We start from the raw sequence: 15,946 nt of genomic DNA, 5'->3' as shown, positions 1-15,946 counted from the left end.
TCGGATCATTAGCTTTTGTCGGTCTTTTTGTCTGGCATCGGCATGATCGAATCCTCCGCAAGGGAGCGCCTGGACGCGCTCATGGAAGGCAGCGGACGCCGCATCCTCGGCATCGCGGGACTACCGGGCGCCGGTAAATCCACCCTCGTGGCGCAATTGCTCGCATACGCCGGCGACGTCGCCGTCGGCGTACCGATGGACGGTTTCCATCTCGCCAATGCCGAGCTCGCCCGTCTGGGCAGGGGCGCCCGTAAGGGCGCCTCCGATACGTTCGACGCGGCGGGCTATGTCGCCTTGCTGCGCCGCCTTAGCTCGCCGGTGCCGGGCGAGACGGTCTACGCACCGGCGTTTCATCGTGAAATCGAAGAGCCGATCGCCGGCGAGATCGCCGTGCCGTCCGATGTACGTCTGGTCATTACCGAAGGCAACTACCTGCTGCTGGATGAAGGTCCCTGGCAAGACGTCCAGGGCCTGCTCGACGAGGTCTGGTTCGTCGACGTCGACGACGCACAGCGCCATGAGCAATTGCTCGCGCGGCACATGCGCTACGGCCGCGACCGCCAGGCCGCGCTCGACTGGATCGAAAACACCGACGAGCCGAATGCCCGCCGCATCGCTTTGACGGCACCGAAGGCGGATTTCCGTGTGCGCGTGAGCGTGGCGGCGTGATCTCGTTCAAGAACAACTCGCGGGGGCGAGGGCTTCTTCATCCTCCCAGGAGAAACGCATGCATGCGGTAACCCCATCCAAGGTCGACAGCGAGGGCGGCAGCACCGCCCTGGTCGTCGGTATCGCGGTCATCGCCGCGCTCGGCGGCCTTTTGTTCGGCTACGACACCGGCGTGATCGGCGTCGCGCTTCTGGGCCTCGGTCGTGAGTTCGCTCTCGACGACACCACCAAGCAGCTCGTCACCGGCGCGATCATCTTCGGTGCCTTGTTCGGTTGCCTCGGTACCGGCCCGCTGTCCGACCGGTTCGGTCGCCGACGCATGGTGATCTTCGTCGGCGTGCTGTTCGCGCTCGGCTCGATCGCCTCGGCCATGTCGGGCAGCGTCGAGATGCTGATCGCGGCGCGTTTCCTGCTCGGCCTGTCGGCCGGCAGTTCCACACAGATCATTCCCGTCTACATCGCCGAGGTGTCGCCGCCGAAGCACCGGGGCAAGATGGTGGTCCTGTTTCAGTTCATGGTGGTGTTCGGCATCACCGTGGCGTACTTCACCGGATTCCTGCTCGGCGAACACTGGCGCTGGATGTTCGGTCTCGGTGTGGTTCCGGCGGTGATCCTGCTGGGTGGCATGTTCATTCTCCCGGAGAGCCCGCGCTGGCTGGTGACGCAGGGTCGCAAGAATGAAGCCATCGACGTGCTCGAGCGGGTTCGCGGCGACCGTCGCGCGGCCGAAGCGGAAGTCGTCGAGATCGAGGGCGTTTCCCATAACGAGGAAACCGGGCGCTGGAAGGATTTCGCCAAGCCCTGGATCCGTCCGGCCATCATCGTAGGCGCGAGCATTTCCATGTTCTCGCAGATCACCGGCAACAACGCGCTGATCTATTACGCGCCGACCATCCTCACCAAGGCCGGCTTCTCGGACAAATGGGCCGTTCTCGGCACCGGCGGCAGCACGCTGCTCGTGGTCGTCATGACGGTCATCGGAAGCATCCTGGTCGACAAGATCGGGCGCCGTCGTTACCTGCTGTGGATGATTCCCGGCTCGATCGTGGCGCTCGTGGTGATGGGCATCCTGTTCGAAGGGCAGGGGCCGCAGACCGACGTGAGCCGCGTGCTGGTGGTCGCCTGTCTGGCCGCGTACCTGATGTTGAACTGCGGTGGCTTCGGCGTCTGCATCTGGCTGATCAACTCCGAGGTATACCCGCTGTTCGTTCGCGGCAAGGGCGCGAGCCTGGGCGCCTTCAGCCACTGGTTCTTCGATCTGCTGGTCACCCTGAGCACGCTGTCGCTGGTGACCTGGCTGGGCGCGTCGCATACGTTCTGGCTCTACGCGGTGATCTCGCTCGGTGCCCTGGTCTTCATCTACTACCTCGTGCCCGAGACGATGGGCAAGAGCCTGGAGCAGATCGAGCACGAACTGCGCGAAGAGCGGTTCTACCCGTTCCAGCAAAAGCGCATGAAGAAGAGCTGAGCTCAGTTCCGGTAGCGGCTGTTGTAGGAGCCAGCCCTGCTGGCGATGGGTGCTCGCCGTACCCCCCCATCCCCAGCAGGCCTGGCTCCCACAACAGCCGCTGCCGGCCAAAGCTCCCACCGGCCCCCGATTTGCCACCAAAAACGCAGAACCATGCGGCAGCATGGCGCCTCGGTCATCCCCCCCAAGGCGCTCCCATGCTGAAGCACACCTTCCTCGCGTTATCGCTGGCCCTGGCCGCCGGCTCGGCCATCGCCGCCGACAAGTCCGCGACGCTGCAGGCCTCCCTGCAAAAGCTCGCCGATCAGGCCAAGCCCGCCAAATTCGGCATCATCGTCGTCGATCTGGATGGCAGCGCCTCGGCTAAGGTCAACGACGACCGGGCCTATATGCTGATGAGCACCTTCAAGGCACCCGTGTCGGCCGCCGTTCTGCATCAGGTGGATGCAGGCAAGCTCCGCCTCGACCAGAAAGTGCACGTCACACCGGCCGACGTCACGGCCGGTTCCGCCGTCCCGTCGATTGGCGCGCGCGCCGCTAAGGGCCCGATCGATGTCACCGTCAGCGAACTGATGACTGCCGCGGTTACGCAGAGCGACAACACGGCCGTGGACGCGCTATTGAAACTGGTCGGTGGCGGCCAGGTGGTCACGGCATACCTCAAGGACAAGGGCGTCGAGGGCATGCGCATCGATATGGATGAGCGCGCGGTGGGGCATGTGTTCGAAGGTCTGGCCCAAGGCGCGGAGCCACCTCTGCACGAAACGACCGTGCAAGAATCGACGCGGCTGCTGAAGGGCTACGAGGCCGCGATCGTGATGCAGGAGAACACGACGACGCTGGACGGCGCCGCGACGTTCCTGCGCAAGTTGCAGGCTGGCGAGTTGCTCTCGGCTGCATCGACCAAGCGCCTGCTCGACATGATGCAAGCTCAGGTCATTCCGAATCGCATCCGCGCGGGGCTGCCAGCGGGCTTCAGCATCGCGGACAAGACGGGTACGGGTGCCAGCAATGGCGATCGTATCGCCGCGTGGAACGATATGGCGATCATTACCGCGCCCAACGGCAAGCGTGCCGTGGTCGGCGCCTTCCTCCGCGACACCACCTCAACGGATGAGCAACGCGCCGCGTGGTTCAAAGAGCTAGGTACCGTTGTTTCGAAGCAGCTGTAGCAGGAGCGAGCCCGCTCGCGAACCCTCACGGATAAACGTGGCGAATGAGGCTTTGCACCTCATCGCGCCAGCGTTATGCCCTGAGGGTGTCGCGGGCGGGGCCCGCTCCTACAGAAAGCGCGTGACGTCAGGCATGTCGCGTGACGTCACGCTTCGCGCCACATCAGGCCTTGATGAAGTCCAGCAGGTCTTTGTTGAGGACGTCCGCGTGGACGGTCAGCATGCCGTGCGGGTAGCCCTTGTACAGCTTCAGCTGCGCGCCCGGCACCAGCTTGGCGGAGAGTACGCCCGCGTCCTGGTAAGGAACGATCTGGTCGTCGTCGCCGTGCAGCACGAGCGTCGGCACCGTGATCGCCTTGAGGTCTTCGGTGAAGTCGGTTTCCGAGAAGGCCTTGATGCAGTCGTAGTGGGCCTTGGCACCGCCCATCATGCCCTGGCGCCACCAGTTGTCGACCACGCCGTCGAGGGTCTTCACGCCCGGACGGTTGAAGCCGTAGAACGGGATCGGCACTTCACGGTAGAACTGCGCGCGGTTATCGGCGAGCGCCTTGCGGAAGCCGTCGAACACCGAGATATCCAGGCCACCCGGATTGGCCGCGGTCTTGAGCATGATCGGCGGCACGGCGCTGACCAGCACGGCCTTGGCCACACGGCCTTTGCCATGACGGGCGACGTAGCGCGCCACTTCGCCACCGCCGGTCGAGTGACCGATATGCACGGCGTTCTTCAGGTCGAGGTGCGCGGTGAGTTCCGCGACGTCGGCCGCATACGTGTCCATGTCGTTGCCGGTCGCGGTCTGCGACGAACGGCCGTGACCACGACGGTCATGCGCGATCACGCGGAAGCCATTGTTCAGGAAGAACATCATCTGGGCATCCCAGTCGTCCGAGCTCAACGGCCAACCGTGATGGAAGACGATCGGCTGACCGGTACCCCAATCCTTGTAATAGATCTCGGTGCCGTCTTTGGTCGTGATGAAAGACATGTCGCCTACCTTCTTGCTGGTTTTGGAAGAGGAATGGGTCGTTGCGGCCGGCGCGGCATTGACGCCGGAGGCAAGCACGCTCGCGCCAACGAGCGTGCCCGCGGCGAGGGTCCCCGCGCCGACGACGAAATTGCGGCGGCTGGCATCGTGGCCAGCGCCGAGGGAGGTTGAATCGCTCACGGGGTGTCTCCTTGATTGTCCCGTGACATCTTGCGGAAGCGGGAAACGTTCCGGCTAGAACGCAATTGCCTCCATTTTGACGAGGCGTGACTTTTGATCAACACAAAGTGTCGCCGCAGACGATCAGCGCTGGGCGAGGCGCTCGCGCTCGGCCATTTCCTCGACGGTGTAGCGGGTTTCCGGAACGGCTTCCAGGCGCTCGCGCGGAATGGGCTCACCATTGCCATCCGAGATGCCATAGGTGCCATCGGCGATCTTCTCGAGGGCGCGGTTGATGTCGCCGAGGCGGTTTTCGTTGTGCGACAGCAGGGCTTCGTCCGCATCCTGCTGGGCGAAGCGATCGCCGTCGTCGCCTTCGTCCTGCGGCTCGCCACCGGCGGCGGTCTGAAGCGCCGACTCGTCGGCTCCCGCCGCATCGCCCGTGGCGATCAGCTGGGCGCGCAGGTCTTCGAGGCGCTGTTTCTGGTGTTCGATAAAGGCGGCATCGAGCTTCGACATGAGTGGATCCTGTCCGTGTGGGAATCCTCCATGGTGTACCCCTTGCCGCGTTCAGGGATTGTGCAATCGTGCGTTTCAGCGGCTCGCCGGTCGGCCGCTTTGTCAACGCACCGCGGCGACCCCTCGATCCGAAAGGACGGTCGCTACGGCGGATACCCGCGTGGCGCTGACGAAACATCCAAGCCCGGGTGTGGTGCAATGCACGATCATTCACACGGCACCACCGACCCGGAGCTTTCACGATGAGTAACGCCACACAGGGTAGCGGCCTGCCGCGTAGCACCCTGTATGCCATGGCACTGGCCGCCGGCCTCGCCGTCGCCAACATCTACTACAACCAGCCGATGCTCGGCATCATGGGCCGCGACCTGCACGACGGCGCCGTCGAGCGCTGGGTGCCGATGCTGACGCAGCTGGGCTACGCGGCGGGGCTGTTGTTCCTCGTGCCGTTGGGTGATGCGTTCGAGCGCCGCCGCCTGATCGTCCTCCAGTTCATCCTGCTGGCGATCGCGCTGGTGATCGCCGCGCTGGCGCCCGGCCTTGCGACACTGGCCTTCGCCTCCGTGATCGTCGGTGCGGCCGCGACGGTGGCGCAGCAGATCGTTCCGTTCGCGACCATTCTGTCCGAGCCGTCGAAACGTGGTGCGGCGGTGGGCACAGTGATGAGCGGCCTGCTCACCGGCATCCTGTTGAGCCGGACGATCGCCGGCTTTGTGTCGAGCGCGGCCGGCTGGCGAGTGATGTTCTGGATCGCCGTGCCCATCGCGCTCCTGGCGGCCCTGCTCATGGCGCTGCGCCTGCCGGAGCACCGCCCGCCACGCCGTGTGGGTTTTGCCGAGCTGTTCGGTTCACTGGTCGGTCTGTGGCGCGGCGAACCGCTGCTGCGTCGTGCCGCACTCACGCAGGCCATGATCTTTGCCTCGTTCTCGGCGTTCTGGACGGTCCTTGCGCTCCGCCTAGAACAGCCGCCGCTCAATCTTGGCGCCGCCTCCGCCGGCTTGTTCGGCGTGGTCGGTGCCGTGGGTGTGGCGATGGCACCCCTTGCCGGACGCGTCGCGGATCGTAAAGGTCCGTGGATCGTCATCTCGCTGGGTGCGGCAGCGACGGTCGTGGCGTGGGGCATCTTCGCGATCTGGCCGACGCTTGCCGGTCTCATCATCGGCGTCATCGTGCTCGACTTCGGCGTGCAGATCGCGCTGGTGTCGCATCAGCACCTGATCTACGGTCTGCACCCCGAGTTCAAGAGCCGTCTCAACACGCTGTTCATGACCACCATGTTCGTTGGCGGAGCGATCGGTTCCTTCGCGTCCGCCGAGGCATGGCGCCGCGCCGGGTGGCCCGGCGTGTGCCTGCTCGGCGGTGGTTTCGCTTTGATCGCGCTGGTGGCGCGGCTGTTACATCGGCCGACATCTCTCCCAACGCATTGAAAGCGGTCCCATTCCATCTTTACATGGGCGCGCGCCGCACACTGTGCGCCCGCTCGCATCCGGATCAAGGCACAGGCTGCCTTCACCCACCGTTCCATACTTTTCCATCTCTGTCTCCCTGATGAGTGAGCACTAGACAGCTCTGGTGGGAGCCAGCCCTGCTGGCGATCCCACCCGCCCCGAGTGGTGGCATGCCTCAATTCCACAGACATGCCACCATCGCTCAAACGATGACTCTCATCGGCCTGCCCGAGACCGGGCACCGGGCGGTGTGATCGAGAAGTGGATTGCGACGTCCGTCACTGCCAGCCGGCCACACGGCTACGCGCCGGATGCTGTCGGCAAGAAAAACCTCAGTGACAACGTTCCGCGCTCTCACCGCTCTGAGCGATGGTTGCCTGCGATGCGTGGAATGCGATTCCGCAGGCAACAGGCATAAGCTAGTAAAAAAGCTACGCGGTGTATTGAGAATCGCGACCAATATTCCCTTTTTTCGTTCTTTGAGAATAGCTGTGTCAGCGTCCGCGGCTTGACGTGTTCCCATAGACTTCTTCATCCTTCAGCCCCTTGGAGAAAGGGAATGCACCGTACGCCGCGAGGCGACTGGAAAGGGATGAAGAAGTCCGAGTACAAATTCGCTACGTGGCCGCTTGCGTGCCTCCTGCTGTTCGCCAGTGCGTGCAGGCAAGAAACGACTGCACCAGCACCTGGGGATATGCCGGTACGGCGCGCGTTCTACCTCGACAAAGCCGGAAGCACATTGACGGTCGACTTCTGGCTGCGCGAAGGCGACGCTGACCTGTCACGACATTTCATGGTTGCTGTCGAACATCCGCACATACTGCGGAATGTTACGCGTCTCATTGGGACGACAACGCCTACAGTGCACGCGGAAATCTGGCGGGTGAGTGGCGAGAAACATGCGCCTATCGATATCTTCAACGCGGTGCCTCTCACGGGGGCTTGTCGCGTGAATGTGGCGAAGACGCGATTGCCATCGGGTTCATTTCCATCGGAATTGCACCTCCACCCCTTCGTTGGCGATGAGGTGCGTGAGGGGAGTGTCTTGGGCTCTTTCTGCGCCGACGGTTATGGTCACTACGTGGCACGAATCAAAACCGTGCTTGACTTGGATTGGTTGAAAAATGTACCTACAGAAATCGTGATTGGCCAGGCGTACAACACAGCGAAGTAGGAGATAGGGATGTCAGACACATCACTTAGAACTAGCCGTCGCACGCATTTATTTGGGAACCTTTTCTGCTGGTTAGTGGTTTTGATGCTTGGTGCACTTTGTGCTGGTTGCGGTAATCGTTCAGCAGCGCCGGTAGCTGGCGGCATACCCATAAGACAAGGCTTTTCCTTGGCCAAATCAGGGAACACAACGACGATCGATTTCTGGTTGCGTGAGGAAGAGGCGGATCTGAGTCGGCGCTTTATGCTGGCGGTCGAATTTCCGGTCGCGCATCAGGCAACGATTGAGTTTGTAAGAAAGGCGAGTCCCGCGATACGTGCTCAGGTGTGGAAGGTCGACGGTGATGTTTTATCGCCGATGAATGTCCTGGACATGAGCGGCATGTACGCTGCTTACGGCAAGTCGAGGCTATGGCATCCGTCGACGTCACGGCCAGTGCAGTCCCTGCTTCATCTTCAACCCGATGGCAACGACGGGAGCATGGAATACGTTGTTGCCGGAGGCTTTTACGCGGAAGGCTACGGGCACTACAGGGCGAGAGTGGAAACCGCCTTCGATTTGCCTGTCTTCGAAGGCGTTCATGCGGAGCTTGTAATCGATCAGTTCTACAACACAGGAAAGTAGGAGGAAATGGATGCCAGAAAGAAAGTATGCCGTGACGATTTATGTTGCGGCACCCGGAACGCCACTGTTGCTAGATGGCGGTACATCGTTGCCGGGACATATGTATTTCAGTACCGAGGACGCAACGGGTAACAAGAGAAGCTTTGGATTCGCGCCCATCGAGCATGGAAGCGCTTCAGGCCCGGGTCGCCGTTATGACAGCGATGTCGATAACTACAGCAAGCCGGTCTATGCAAGGACCATGGAGATCACAAAGGACCAGTTCGATCGCTTGAACGAGTTTGGCCATGATGCTGGAAAATTTGGTTTCAACATGCAATACCAGGACGTCCGAAACAACTGCGTCGACTTCACCTGGGCTGCCTTGAATCACGCCGGAATCCACCGCGAGAAGCATATTGTTTTACCCGGAAGTGGTGGCCCTGGCTCCGAAGTTCGGGTTCGTGCGCCGGTTGATGTGTCGGGAAAAAACGCACTTCGTCCCACCCATAATATCGAAGACATTCAGAGCATCGAGAATCCTGTGCCGCACAGCCCGGTGAACACGGAGAAGCGGAATCCGATGCCGAAGGACCAGTCTCCGATGCAGTGGCTTCTGAGCGATAAACACCGGCTCGACCAGCCCGCTCATCCAGCGAACGGTATGTTCCGCCAGGCGATGGATGGCGTCGCCAAGCTGAACGCGGAGCACGGTGTTGCGCCCAGCCCTCGCGATTCGCGCTTTGCAGGCTCACTGACCGTGGCCGCCACCGCGGAAGGCATGCGCGGGATCGATCACGTTATGCTGAGCGACGACGCGAGCCGGGCGTTCGCGGTGGAAGGCAACCTGCAAAGCGTGCATGGCCTCGACCGGAAGATGGCGTGGGTAGAGACGATGCAGGCTTTGGAGACGCCGTTGGATCGAAGCAGTGCGGCGTGGCCGCAGGCCGAAGAGCAGGGCAGGGCTCTGGTGCAGCAGCAGGAACAGCAGCAACAACAACAGGCTCAGCAGGAAGTAGCGCAGGCATCGAAGGCGCCGTTCATGAGCCTGAGCTAAGACAAACTTTCCGCCTTGGCTCAGTAGTCCCCAAGGCGGACCTTCAGGTAAACCGGCTTCTGGCCCAGATTGATCCCATAGTCCGTCTCATCGCCATTCCACCAGCGACGCGCCTTCCAGATCCCACCTTCGTAAGCGCCTTCCTCCACCCGCAGCACCTGACCCATCCGCTTGTCGGAACGATCCCGCTCGAACTCCACTCGTGCATGGAACCCAACTAGCAAATACGCGTCCTTACCCAGCGGAATAAACAGCACATGCCCATCGGCGGCGGGGTTACCCGGCAACTCCGGCGGTGCGTCACCCCACGCAGGTGCCCCATACGACACATGCGCCGTCCAGCCACCACCCAGCGACACATCCGACTTCGCCTGCCCACGTTGCTCGACGGCAGCTTTCAGTGTCCCGCGAAACGCTGCGTCGGCAACCAGCCCCTGAATCGGCCCAACCAGCGCGAAGTTCCGCGCATGCGCCTCGATAGCCGCCTTGACCTCAGGCGTATCCGCCGGATGATCGATACCGAAGATCGAAAAACCCACGCCGCCCTGCGCAAGTACATGGAACAGGTAAGGCGCATTCGCCGCCTCGAACCCGGTCTCCGAGATCCACGGCGGGTTGTCCGCCCGCGTGTACTGCCCCACGACCTTCGTAAACTCGTTGTAGTCGGTGCTGTAGAGATCGGTGCCGATGAAATCGATATGGGGCGCGCTGGCCTTCCAGGTGTCGAGCACGTTCCAGGTGGCGCCGCCGCTGGGGTAGTCGTAGCCGGGCATGTGTTTGCCTTTGTAGCGCAGCCATGTGTTGACGTACATCGGTAACGGGTAGCGCGCCTTCCCGGCGGTGGCGACCTGATCGATGTAGCGCGAGATGCCATAGGCGTTGAACTGCTCGTCGGCGTCGGCGCCGAACGTTGCCATCCAGTTGCCACCGGGAGGACGACGGAGCGCCCGCGTCAGTGCATCCGGCACCGGCGCGGCAAAGGCCTGCTCAGCGGCCGGCGAATGGTCCCGGATCGCACCGATGCTTCCCGGTTCGTTCTCCACCTGCACCATGATGACCGTATGCCGGTCGCCGTCGACCTTGCGCAGGTGATCCATGAGTGCGGCGAATGCCGTCTCATCAGCATGCAGGTTGGATTCCGCGTACGGCGACATGTCTTCCTGCGGCGTGCCGTGTTCGTCGAGCGCCCTTGGATAATGCACCGGGTCGGACTTCATCCATTCCGGCACATAGTGCATCTGCCCGTTCTTCCAGCTGCCGAACCAGAGCACTACCAGACGAAGCCCATGCGAGCGAGCGCCCGCGATAAGCGCATCTAGATTGGTCGTATCGTATTTGCCGGGTGATGGCTCGAACTGCTCCCAGTACACCGGCGCCTCAAGTGTATTGGGATGCAGGGCAAGCACGTCGTCCCAGACCTCGGGCAGCACGGCCGGCCACGCACTGGAGTTGTGCAGCTGCACGGCGAGCACCGTAAACGGCTTGCCGTCGACCTGCAGCGCATGCCGCCCGTTCGCGTGTACGACGCTGGGCATTTCCGTGGCGAGCGCGGAAGCGCTCGCCACGGCAAGGCAACACCCGGCCAGAAAGGTGCGGATCAAAACGACACCGTCGCGCGGACCCAGTAATAGCGGCCGAGCAGGTCGTAGGTGGCGACGTCGGTATTGGCGTTGGTCACGTTATTGGAATAGTAGAGGGGCGGCTGTTTGTCGGCGACGTTGTCGATACCCAGGTCTAAGCGGGTATGCCATGGCTTCACGTTATAGCCTACCTGGATGTTGTGGTAGACGTACGCGCCCACTTTACGCTCGACGCCCGCGACATCGGAGTCGGCCGAGAGACCCTGGGTCAGATCGTCGCTGCCGATCTGCGAGCGGCCGACGTAACGCATGCGCCATGACGCGCTCCAGTCACCCATCGACCAGTTGAGGGTGCCGAGGCCACGCCACCGCGGGAAGTTGCCATACGAGTACGTGTACATGCCCGCGTTGTGGATCACCACCGAGCTGGGATCGGTCGTATCCGGGTTGACATCGTAGCGCTTCATGTACGTGCCGTTGAGCGACGCGTTGAACTTGCCGAAGCTCGTTTCAGGAAAGCGATAGGCCAGGCCGAAATCGGTTCCCGCCGCCGACAGCTTGCCGAGATTGACGGTGGGCTCGGCGATGTAATTGATCGTACCGTTGCCGTTGCGGTGGATCAGGGCGCAGAACGCGCTGGACGGGTTGGAATAGCACTGGTTCATCACCGTCTGCGCGGACACCGTGGAAATCGTGTCTTTCAGGTTGATCTTCCAGCTGTCCACGCTGAAGGACAGGCCGTCGAGCCAGTGCGGATCGTAGACGAAGCCGACGTCGTACGAGCGACCGGTCTCCGGCTTGAGCTGATAGCCGGCGAGCACCGAGCCCGACGCCTTGCCTGAAACCTGGCCATCGGCCTGGCGGTACGAGCCGTCGGTCGGCACGTTGGCGCAGGCCGCCTCATGGCCGCCGGTATAGCCGTTGCAGGGGTCGTTGGCGGTTGCCGCGTCGCCGGCCACCCCCGCGTAGAGTTCACTGGTGTTGGGCGCACGGAACACCTGCGAGACCGTGCCGCGCAGCAGCAGGTCGTCGACCGGACGCCATTCGAGCGAGACCTTGCTGTTGGTCTTGCTGCCGACGGTGCTGTAATCGGACCAGCGCGAGCCCACGGTCAGATTCAGAGAGCGGATGCCGGGCAGGTCCGAAAGCAGAGGTACGAGGGCTTCGGCATAGGCTTCCTTGACGTTGAAACTGCCTGCCAGCGTGGACGCGCAGTACTCGATGACGCCGCAAAGCCCGTTTTCGTCGCCGGTCCAGAGGGAGTCGGCCGAGGTGGACGTGCTCTCCTTGCGGTACGAGAGGCCCGTCGCGAGGCTCACCGTACCGGCGGGCAGGTCGAAGAGATCGCCGTTCGCGTTGGCCTCGAACTGCTTCACGGTGTACACGCTGTTGACCGTCGGGTTGACGATCATCGACTGCAGCGTGGCGAGGCTGGACGCCGAATTGAGGTTGAAGATGTCCAGCGGCGTGCAGCCGGCGATGGCATTGCCCGCGGTACCGCAGCGCACGGTGCCGTCGCTATCGAGAAACGACGGGCCGACCGCCTGATTGAATGCGTCGTAATCGAGGAAGCCGTTGTTGCGCGAGATCTGACGCACGCGGCCATAGTTGATATCCGCGTCCCACTGCCAGCTGCTGTTGCCGAACGAGCCGCGCAGGCCGGGATTGAGCTGCAGGTTGTACGTGTTGTACTGGTAACTCCGGTTGCCGAGGACCGTGGCCCGCGAGTTGAGGTCGTTGTACGAGGTGCCGGTGGTACGGTCGGTACCGAAGTTCACGCCGAACGGGTTGTAGTAGCTGTCGGCCGAGACGAGAAAGTTGTCCCCGTTGGCGAAGATCGGAATCGGCGCGATCACCGACGAGGACCTGGTCTTGCTGAAATAACCGTTGACGTATGCCTGCACCGAGGGCGTGATCTGGTATTTGCCCAGTACGAAAGCATTCGTGCGTTTCTGCGGAGTCTGCAGCAAGTTATAGGGTCGTAGTTGTACGAATCGCTGCCGCCATAGCAGTGGAAGTCGCCCCGGCCGGTCGCGCCGGTCACACCCGGGTTGAGGGTGACGCGTGAGCAACCGGACGACGCGGCCAGGGCATCGGAAGCGGCGGAGCCGTCGTTGAAGTTGATCGAGCCGCCCGGCGTGGCCGACGAGCCTTGCTTCACCGACGCGCCGTCGATCAGGTAGAGCGCGTCCTTCGAATAGTCGCGCGCCGCGGCCGAGACCGCGTCGATGTCGCTGTAGGAGAGGCCGGCGATGATGCTGTAGTTGCTGCCGGTGTGGCCGGCGGTCAGCGAGAAGTTGCGCCGGTTGCCGTCGCTCTGCCGGCTGGTTCCGAAGTCGCTGGAGATCTGCACCCCATCGTAATGATCGCGCAGGATGAAGTTGACCACGCCGCCGATGGCATCCGAGCCGTAAACGGCCGAGGCGCCATCGCTGAGCACCTCCACGCGCTCGATCATGCTGGCGGGAATGGCGTTGACGTCGTTATAAGCGAGACGTACGCCGTTGACGAGGATCAGCGTGCGCTTGTCGCCGAGGCCGCGTAGCGAAACGGTGGACGCGCCCGTACCGCCGCCGTTGTTCGTGTTCGGGTTGGTCGCGTTGCCGGCGATCGAAGGGAGTTCCTGCACGAGATCGCCGAGGGTCGGCTTGCCGGTGGCTTCGATCGCCGCACGGTCCAGCGTGACCACGGGGTTGGCGGTTTCGGTATCGACGCGGCGGATCCGCGAACCGGTGACGGTCACGGCATCCAGTGTTTTGGCGTCGGAGCTCGTGGCGCCGGTGGTGTCCTGGGCAAACGTGGCGCCGCTGCTTCCCAGCAGGGCGAGACAAAGCGCGGCATGAAGCTTCGTGCCGGCGAAGCGCCTGGAGGAGGTCGGACAACACGAGCGGTCGTACCTGGTGCGATGACGTGAATACATGGCTTCCCTCGTTGGCGGTGGCGATAGGGTGCAAAACTCCGTCGGCCGGTCGGCAGACCGGTCGCTGGGCAGGTGGAGCGTTTCCCTGCGCGCGCTAGCGCGTCGCACCGGGCCCGGTGCGTTTCCTCGTCGAACGGCGTGTGGCCGTTCCCCCGGTTCAGCCAGCGTCGGTGGCGGACCCTTCGGTCTGCCAGTACACGGCGTAGCGTTCACCCTGGATCGTGTTGAGCGGTGCGACATCGACCACGCCATGGCGTGTGGTGGCGCGGTAGGTCAGCGGCTTGTCCTCGGGGACAAGCCATGCAAGCGGGTCCGCCTCGTCCGGCGCGATCTGCGGGGCGGGTTGCGGCTTCGGCTCGGGTGAGGGGCCCGCGTCGTAGCGGCCGTATTGCTGGTCGTGCGTGAGGCCTTTCGCGCCGAGGCGCGCGGCGAGCACGATCGGCCCGTATGTGATTGCCTGCAGATGGTCGTCACCCGGCAGCGGCACACTGCGCAGGGTCATGGGCAGCGTCAGCGACACACGATCGCCGGACTGCCAGGTACGCTTGATGGTGAGGTAGCTGCCGGGCGAGGCGAAGGTGTCGAGGGCTTCGCCGTTCACTTCGACGCGCGCCCCGGGCGCGATCCACGAAGGGATGCGAAGGTTCAGCGCGATCTCGCGGGGCTGCGTCAGCGTGAAGCGGAGGCGCGTGGCGGCTTCTCGCGGAAAATCGGTCTCCTGGCGGAGCGTGAGACCCATCTCCGGCCACTCGAGTTCGGACGCGATGAACAGGTTGACGTGCAGCGCATCGTCGTCGCGGAAGTAGATCGCGTCGTTGAAGCGCGCGAACTCCTCGGCACCGCTTCCCGTACAACACCAGAACGAGTCGGTGGGGGAGTTGTAGAACTTGGCGCCGCCGGGGCGCAGCGAGTAGTAGTAGAGCTTCATGCCCTGCGCGTCCTGCGTGCCCAGGCGCGCGTTGTACAGGTTGCGCTCGTAGTAGTCGAAGGCGCGCGGGTCGCCGTTCCAGGCGTAGACGTGGCGCGTCAGCTTGAGCAGGTTGTACGCGACACAGCACTCGGCGGCATACAGTCCCAGCTGGCCCCTGAGGTCACCCGGACCGGTGTTCCAGAACTCGTCGTTGCTGGATCCGCCTGTCGCGTAGGTGCGGTTCTGCGTGACGGTCTCCCAGAAGAACTCGGCGATACGACGGTAGCGTGGTTCACCGGTCAGTTCGTAACGACGCGCCGCTCCGATGATCTTGGGGATCTGCGTGTTGCTGTGCAGTCCCTTGAGCTCGTCGCGATGCGAGGCGAGCGGTTCGAACAGAGAGGCCTGGTCGAAGCGGTGCGCGGCATCGAGATAGCGGCTGTTTCCGGTGATGGCGTAGAGATCCACCATCGACTCGTTCATGCCGCCGTATTCGGTTTTCAGAATGTGCGCCATGTCGGCGTCGGAAAAACCGTTGAGCCAGCGCACGGTCCAGTTGCCGATGCCGGTGGCCACGGCGAGCGCCTGCTTGTTGCCGGCCAGCCGGTACATGTCGAGCATGCCGGCCTGGATCTTATGGAGGGTGTAGAACGGCGCCCATACCTTTTCGCCGGCGCTGAGGCGATCGAAGAACGATTCGGGGAAGGCGCTGAGGTACCCGTTCGGGCGCTGGCAGCTGGCCAGGATGGCGACCAGTTCGTCGCCGCGCGCCTTCATCGTGGCGTCGCCCTGCGCGGCCCAGGCCAGCGCCGCGGCGGAGAGGTAGTGGCCACCGGTAAAGTGGCCGCGCAGTTCGCAGTCGGGTTTTTCCCAGCCGCCGAACGGTCTGGCCGAGGATGGCTGGCCCGCCTGCACACGGAAACTGTGCGCGAGCCGGTCGACCGGCAGACTATGCAGATACTCGAGGTTGATCGCCGCGGCACGGCTGAAGTCGCTTTCGAGTAAACGGACCTGATTCAGGGCGAAGGGTTGCATCCGGCATACCGGCTTTTCGCGTGCCGCGCTGGCGGCGACGCTGGCCGGGTCGGCGGTGTCGAAGGCGCGCACGCGGGGTACGGCGAGGGCGCTTGCGAAGGCCAGTGCCCCCGTCTTCAGAAACCGCCTGCGTTTGTCGGAACCCTGCATGCCACCCCCGATGCTTATGGAACGCACCCCCCGATGCGCTGTTTCATCGTGCCGTCACATGGACGGACCGTCTTGTGTCATTTGCGGTGCGTCGATG

Annotated in this window: 11 protein-coding genes and 1 pseudogene; 7 read left to right on the top strand and 5 right to left on the bottom strand. The window is 63.2% G+C overall.

All coding sequences use genetic code 11. From position 1 onward, the window contains the following. Positions 1–42 precede the first annotated feature (42 nt). From B5X73_RS12290 to bla, 3 genes are all read left to right on the top strand, one after another. Positions 43–669 carry a nucleoside/nucleotide kinase family protein gene (locus tag B5X73_RS12290; RefSeq protein WP_079521921.1) on the top strand — a complete coding sequence of 209 codons (627 nt, stop codon included), beginning with the start codon at positions 43–45 and terminating at the stop codon, positions 667–669. 58 nt (positions 670–727) lie between these two features. Next, positions 728–2,137, top strand: a complete 1,410-nt coding sequence (locus B5X73_RS12285; RefSeq protein ID WP_079521920.1) for a sugar porter family MFS transporter — start codon at positions 728–730, stop codon at positions 2,135–2,137. A 197-nt stretch (positions 2,138–2,334) separates the two neighbouring features. Continuing rightward, the gene (bla, locus tag B5X73_RS12280; RefSeq protein WP_079521919.1) at positions 2,335–3,309 is read left to right on the top strand and encodes a class A beta-lactamase; all 975 of its coding nucleotides are present in this window, start codon (positions 2,335–2,337) and stop codon (positions 3,307–3,309) included. 163 nt (positions 3,310–3,472) lie between these two features. Here the strand turns inward: bla and B5X73_RS12275 are convergent, their stop codons facing one another. After that, positions 3,473–4,294 (bottom strand): alpha/beta fold hydrolase, encoded by an 822-nt coding sequence (locus B5X73_RS12275; protein WP_036117681.1) that lies wholly within the window; start codon positions 4,292–4,294, stop codon positions 3,473–3,475. A 303-nt stretch (positions 4,295–4,597) separates the two neighbouring features. Next, positions 4,598–4,972, bottom strand: a complete 375-nt coding sequence (locus B5X73_RS12270) for a TraR/DksA family transcriptional regulator (RefSeq protein ID WP_036113460.1) — start codon at positions 4,970–4,972, stop codon at positions 4,598–4,600. A gap of 242 nt (positions 4,973–5,214) precedes the next feature. On the opposite strand from B5X73_RS12270, the gene B5X73_RS12265 reads away from it, so the two are divergent. The 4 genes from B5X73_RS12265 to B5X73_RS12250 all read left to right on the top strand — a co-directional run bounded on the left by B5X73_RS12265 (position 5,215) and on the right by B5X73_RS12250 (position 9,254). Continuing rightward, positions 5,215–6,399 (top strand): MFS transporter, encoded by a 1,185-nt coding sequence (locus tag B5X73_RS12265; protein WP_043693854.1) that lies wholly within the window; start codon positions 5,215–5,217, stop codon positions 6,397–6,399. A gap of 613 nt (positions 6,400–7,012) precedes the next feature. Next, positions 7,013–7,594, top strand: coding sequence for a hypothetical protein (locus B5X73_RS12260; protein ID WP_079521918.1), 582 nt, complete (start codon positions 7,013–7,015; stop codon positions 7,592–7,594). 9 nt (positions 7,595–7,603) lie between these two features. Continuing rightward, positions 7,604–8,218 carry a hypothetical protein gene (locus B5X73_RS12255; RefSeq protein ID WP_139382771.1) on the top strand — a complete coding sequence of 205 codons (615 nt, stop codon included), beginning with the start codon at positions 7,604–7,606 and terminating at the stop codon, positions 8,216–8,218. A 10-nt stretch (positions 8,219–8,228) separates the two neighbouring features. Beyond that, on the top strand, positions 8,229–9,254 hold the full coding sequence (locus B5X73_RS12250) for an XVIPCD domain-containing protein (RefSeq protein WP_139382770.1): 1,026 nt from the start codon (positions 8,229–8,231) through the stop codon (positions 9,252–9,254). 20 nt (positions 9,255–9,274) lie between these two features. Here the strand turns inward: B5X73_RS12250 and B5X73_RS12245 are convergent, their stop codons facing one another. The 3 genes and pseudogenes from B5X73_RS12245 to B5X73_RS12235 form a co-directional block, all read right to left on the bottom strand. Next, on the bottom strand, positions 9,275–10,789 hold the full coding sequence (locus B5X73_RS12245) for a DUF5597 domain-containing protein (RefSeq protein ID WP_139382773.1): 1,515 nt from the start codon (positions 10,787–10,789) through the stop codon (positions 9,275–9,277). Between the two features lie 62 nt (positions 10,790–10,851). Continuing rightward, a pseudogene (locus tag B5X73_RS12240) lies at positions 10,852–13,652 on the bottom strand (TonB-dependent receptor). A 259-nt stretch (positions 13,653–13,911) separates the two neighbouring features. Further along, positions 13,912–15,849 carry a glycoside hydrolase family 127 protein gene (locus B5X73_RS12235; protein WP_079521914.1) on the bottom strand — a complete coding sequence of 646 codons (1,938 nt, stop codon included), beginning with the start codon at positions 15,847–15,849 and terminating at the stop codon, positions 13,912–13,914. Between the last annotated feature and the right edge of the window lie 97 nt (positions 15,850–15,946).

The organism is Luteibacter sp. 22Crub2.1 (assembly GCF_900167995.1).
Classification (GTDB): domain Bacteria; phylum Pseudomonadota; class Gammaproteobacteria; order Xanthomonadales; family Rhodanobacteraceae; genus Luteibacter; species Luteibacter mycovicinus.
Note: the sequence above shows the minus strand (reverse complement) of the source record. Positions and strands in the feature narration are given on the sequence as shown.

Coding starts and splice junctions, on each gene's coding strand:
- B5X73_RS12250 (WP_139382770.1), top strand. CDS start 8,229: ATGCCAGAAAGAAAGTATGCCGTGACGATTTATGTTGCGGCACCCGGA.
- B5X73_RS12235 (WP_079521914.1), bottom strand. CDS start 15,849: ATGCAGGGTTCCGACAAACGCAGGCGGTTTCTGAAGACGGGGGCACTG.
- B5X73_RS12275 (WP_036117681.1), bottom strand. CDS start 4,294: ATGTCTTTCATCACGACCAAAGACGGCACCGAGATCTATTACAAGGAT.
- B5X73_RS12260 (WP_079521918.1), top strand. CDS start 7,013: ATGAAGAAGTCCGAGTACAAATTCGCTACGTGGCCGCTTGCGTGCCTC.
- B5X73_RS12285 (WP_079521920.1), top strand. CDS start 728: ATGCATGCGGTAACCCCATCCAAGGTCGACAGCGAGGGCGGCAGCACC.
- B5X73_RS12245 (WP_139382773.1), bottom strand. CDS start 10,789: ATGCCCAGCGTCGTACACGCGAACGGGCGGCATGCGCTGCAGGTCGAC.
- B5X73_RS12255 (WP_139382771.1), top strand. CDS start 7,604: ATGTCAGACACATCACTTAGAACTAGCCGTCGCACGCATTTATTTGGG.
- B5X73_RS12265 (WP_043693854.1), top strand. CDS start 5,215: ATGAGTAACGCCACACAGGGTAGCGGCCTGCCGCGTAGCACCCTGTAT.
- B5X73_RS12270 (WP_036113460.1), bottom strand. CDS start 4,972: ATGTCGAAGCTCGATGCCGCCTTTATCGAACACCAGAAACAGCGCCTC.
- bla (WP_079521919.1), top strand. CDS start 2,335: ATGCTGAAGCACACCTTCCTCGCGTTATCGCTGGCCCTGGCCGCCGGC.
- B5X73_RS12290 (WP_079521921.1), top strand. CDS start 43: ATGATCGAATCCTCCGCAAGGGAGCGCCTGGACGCGCTCATGGAAGGC.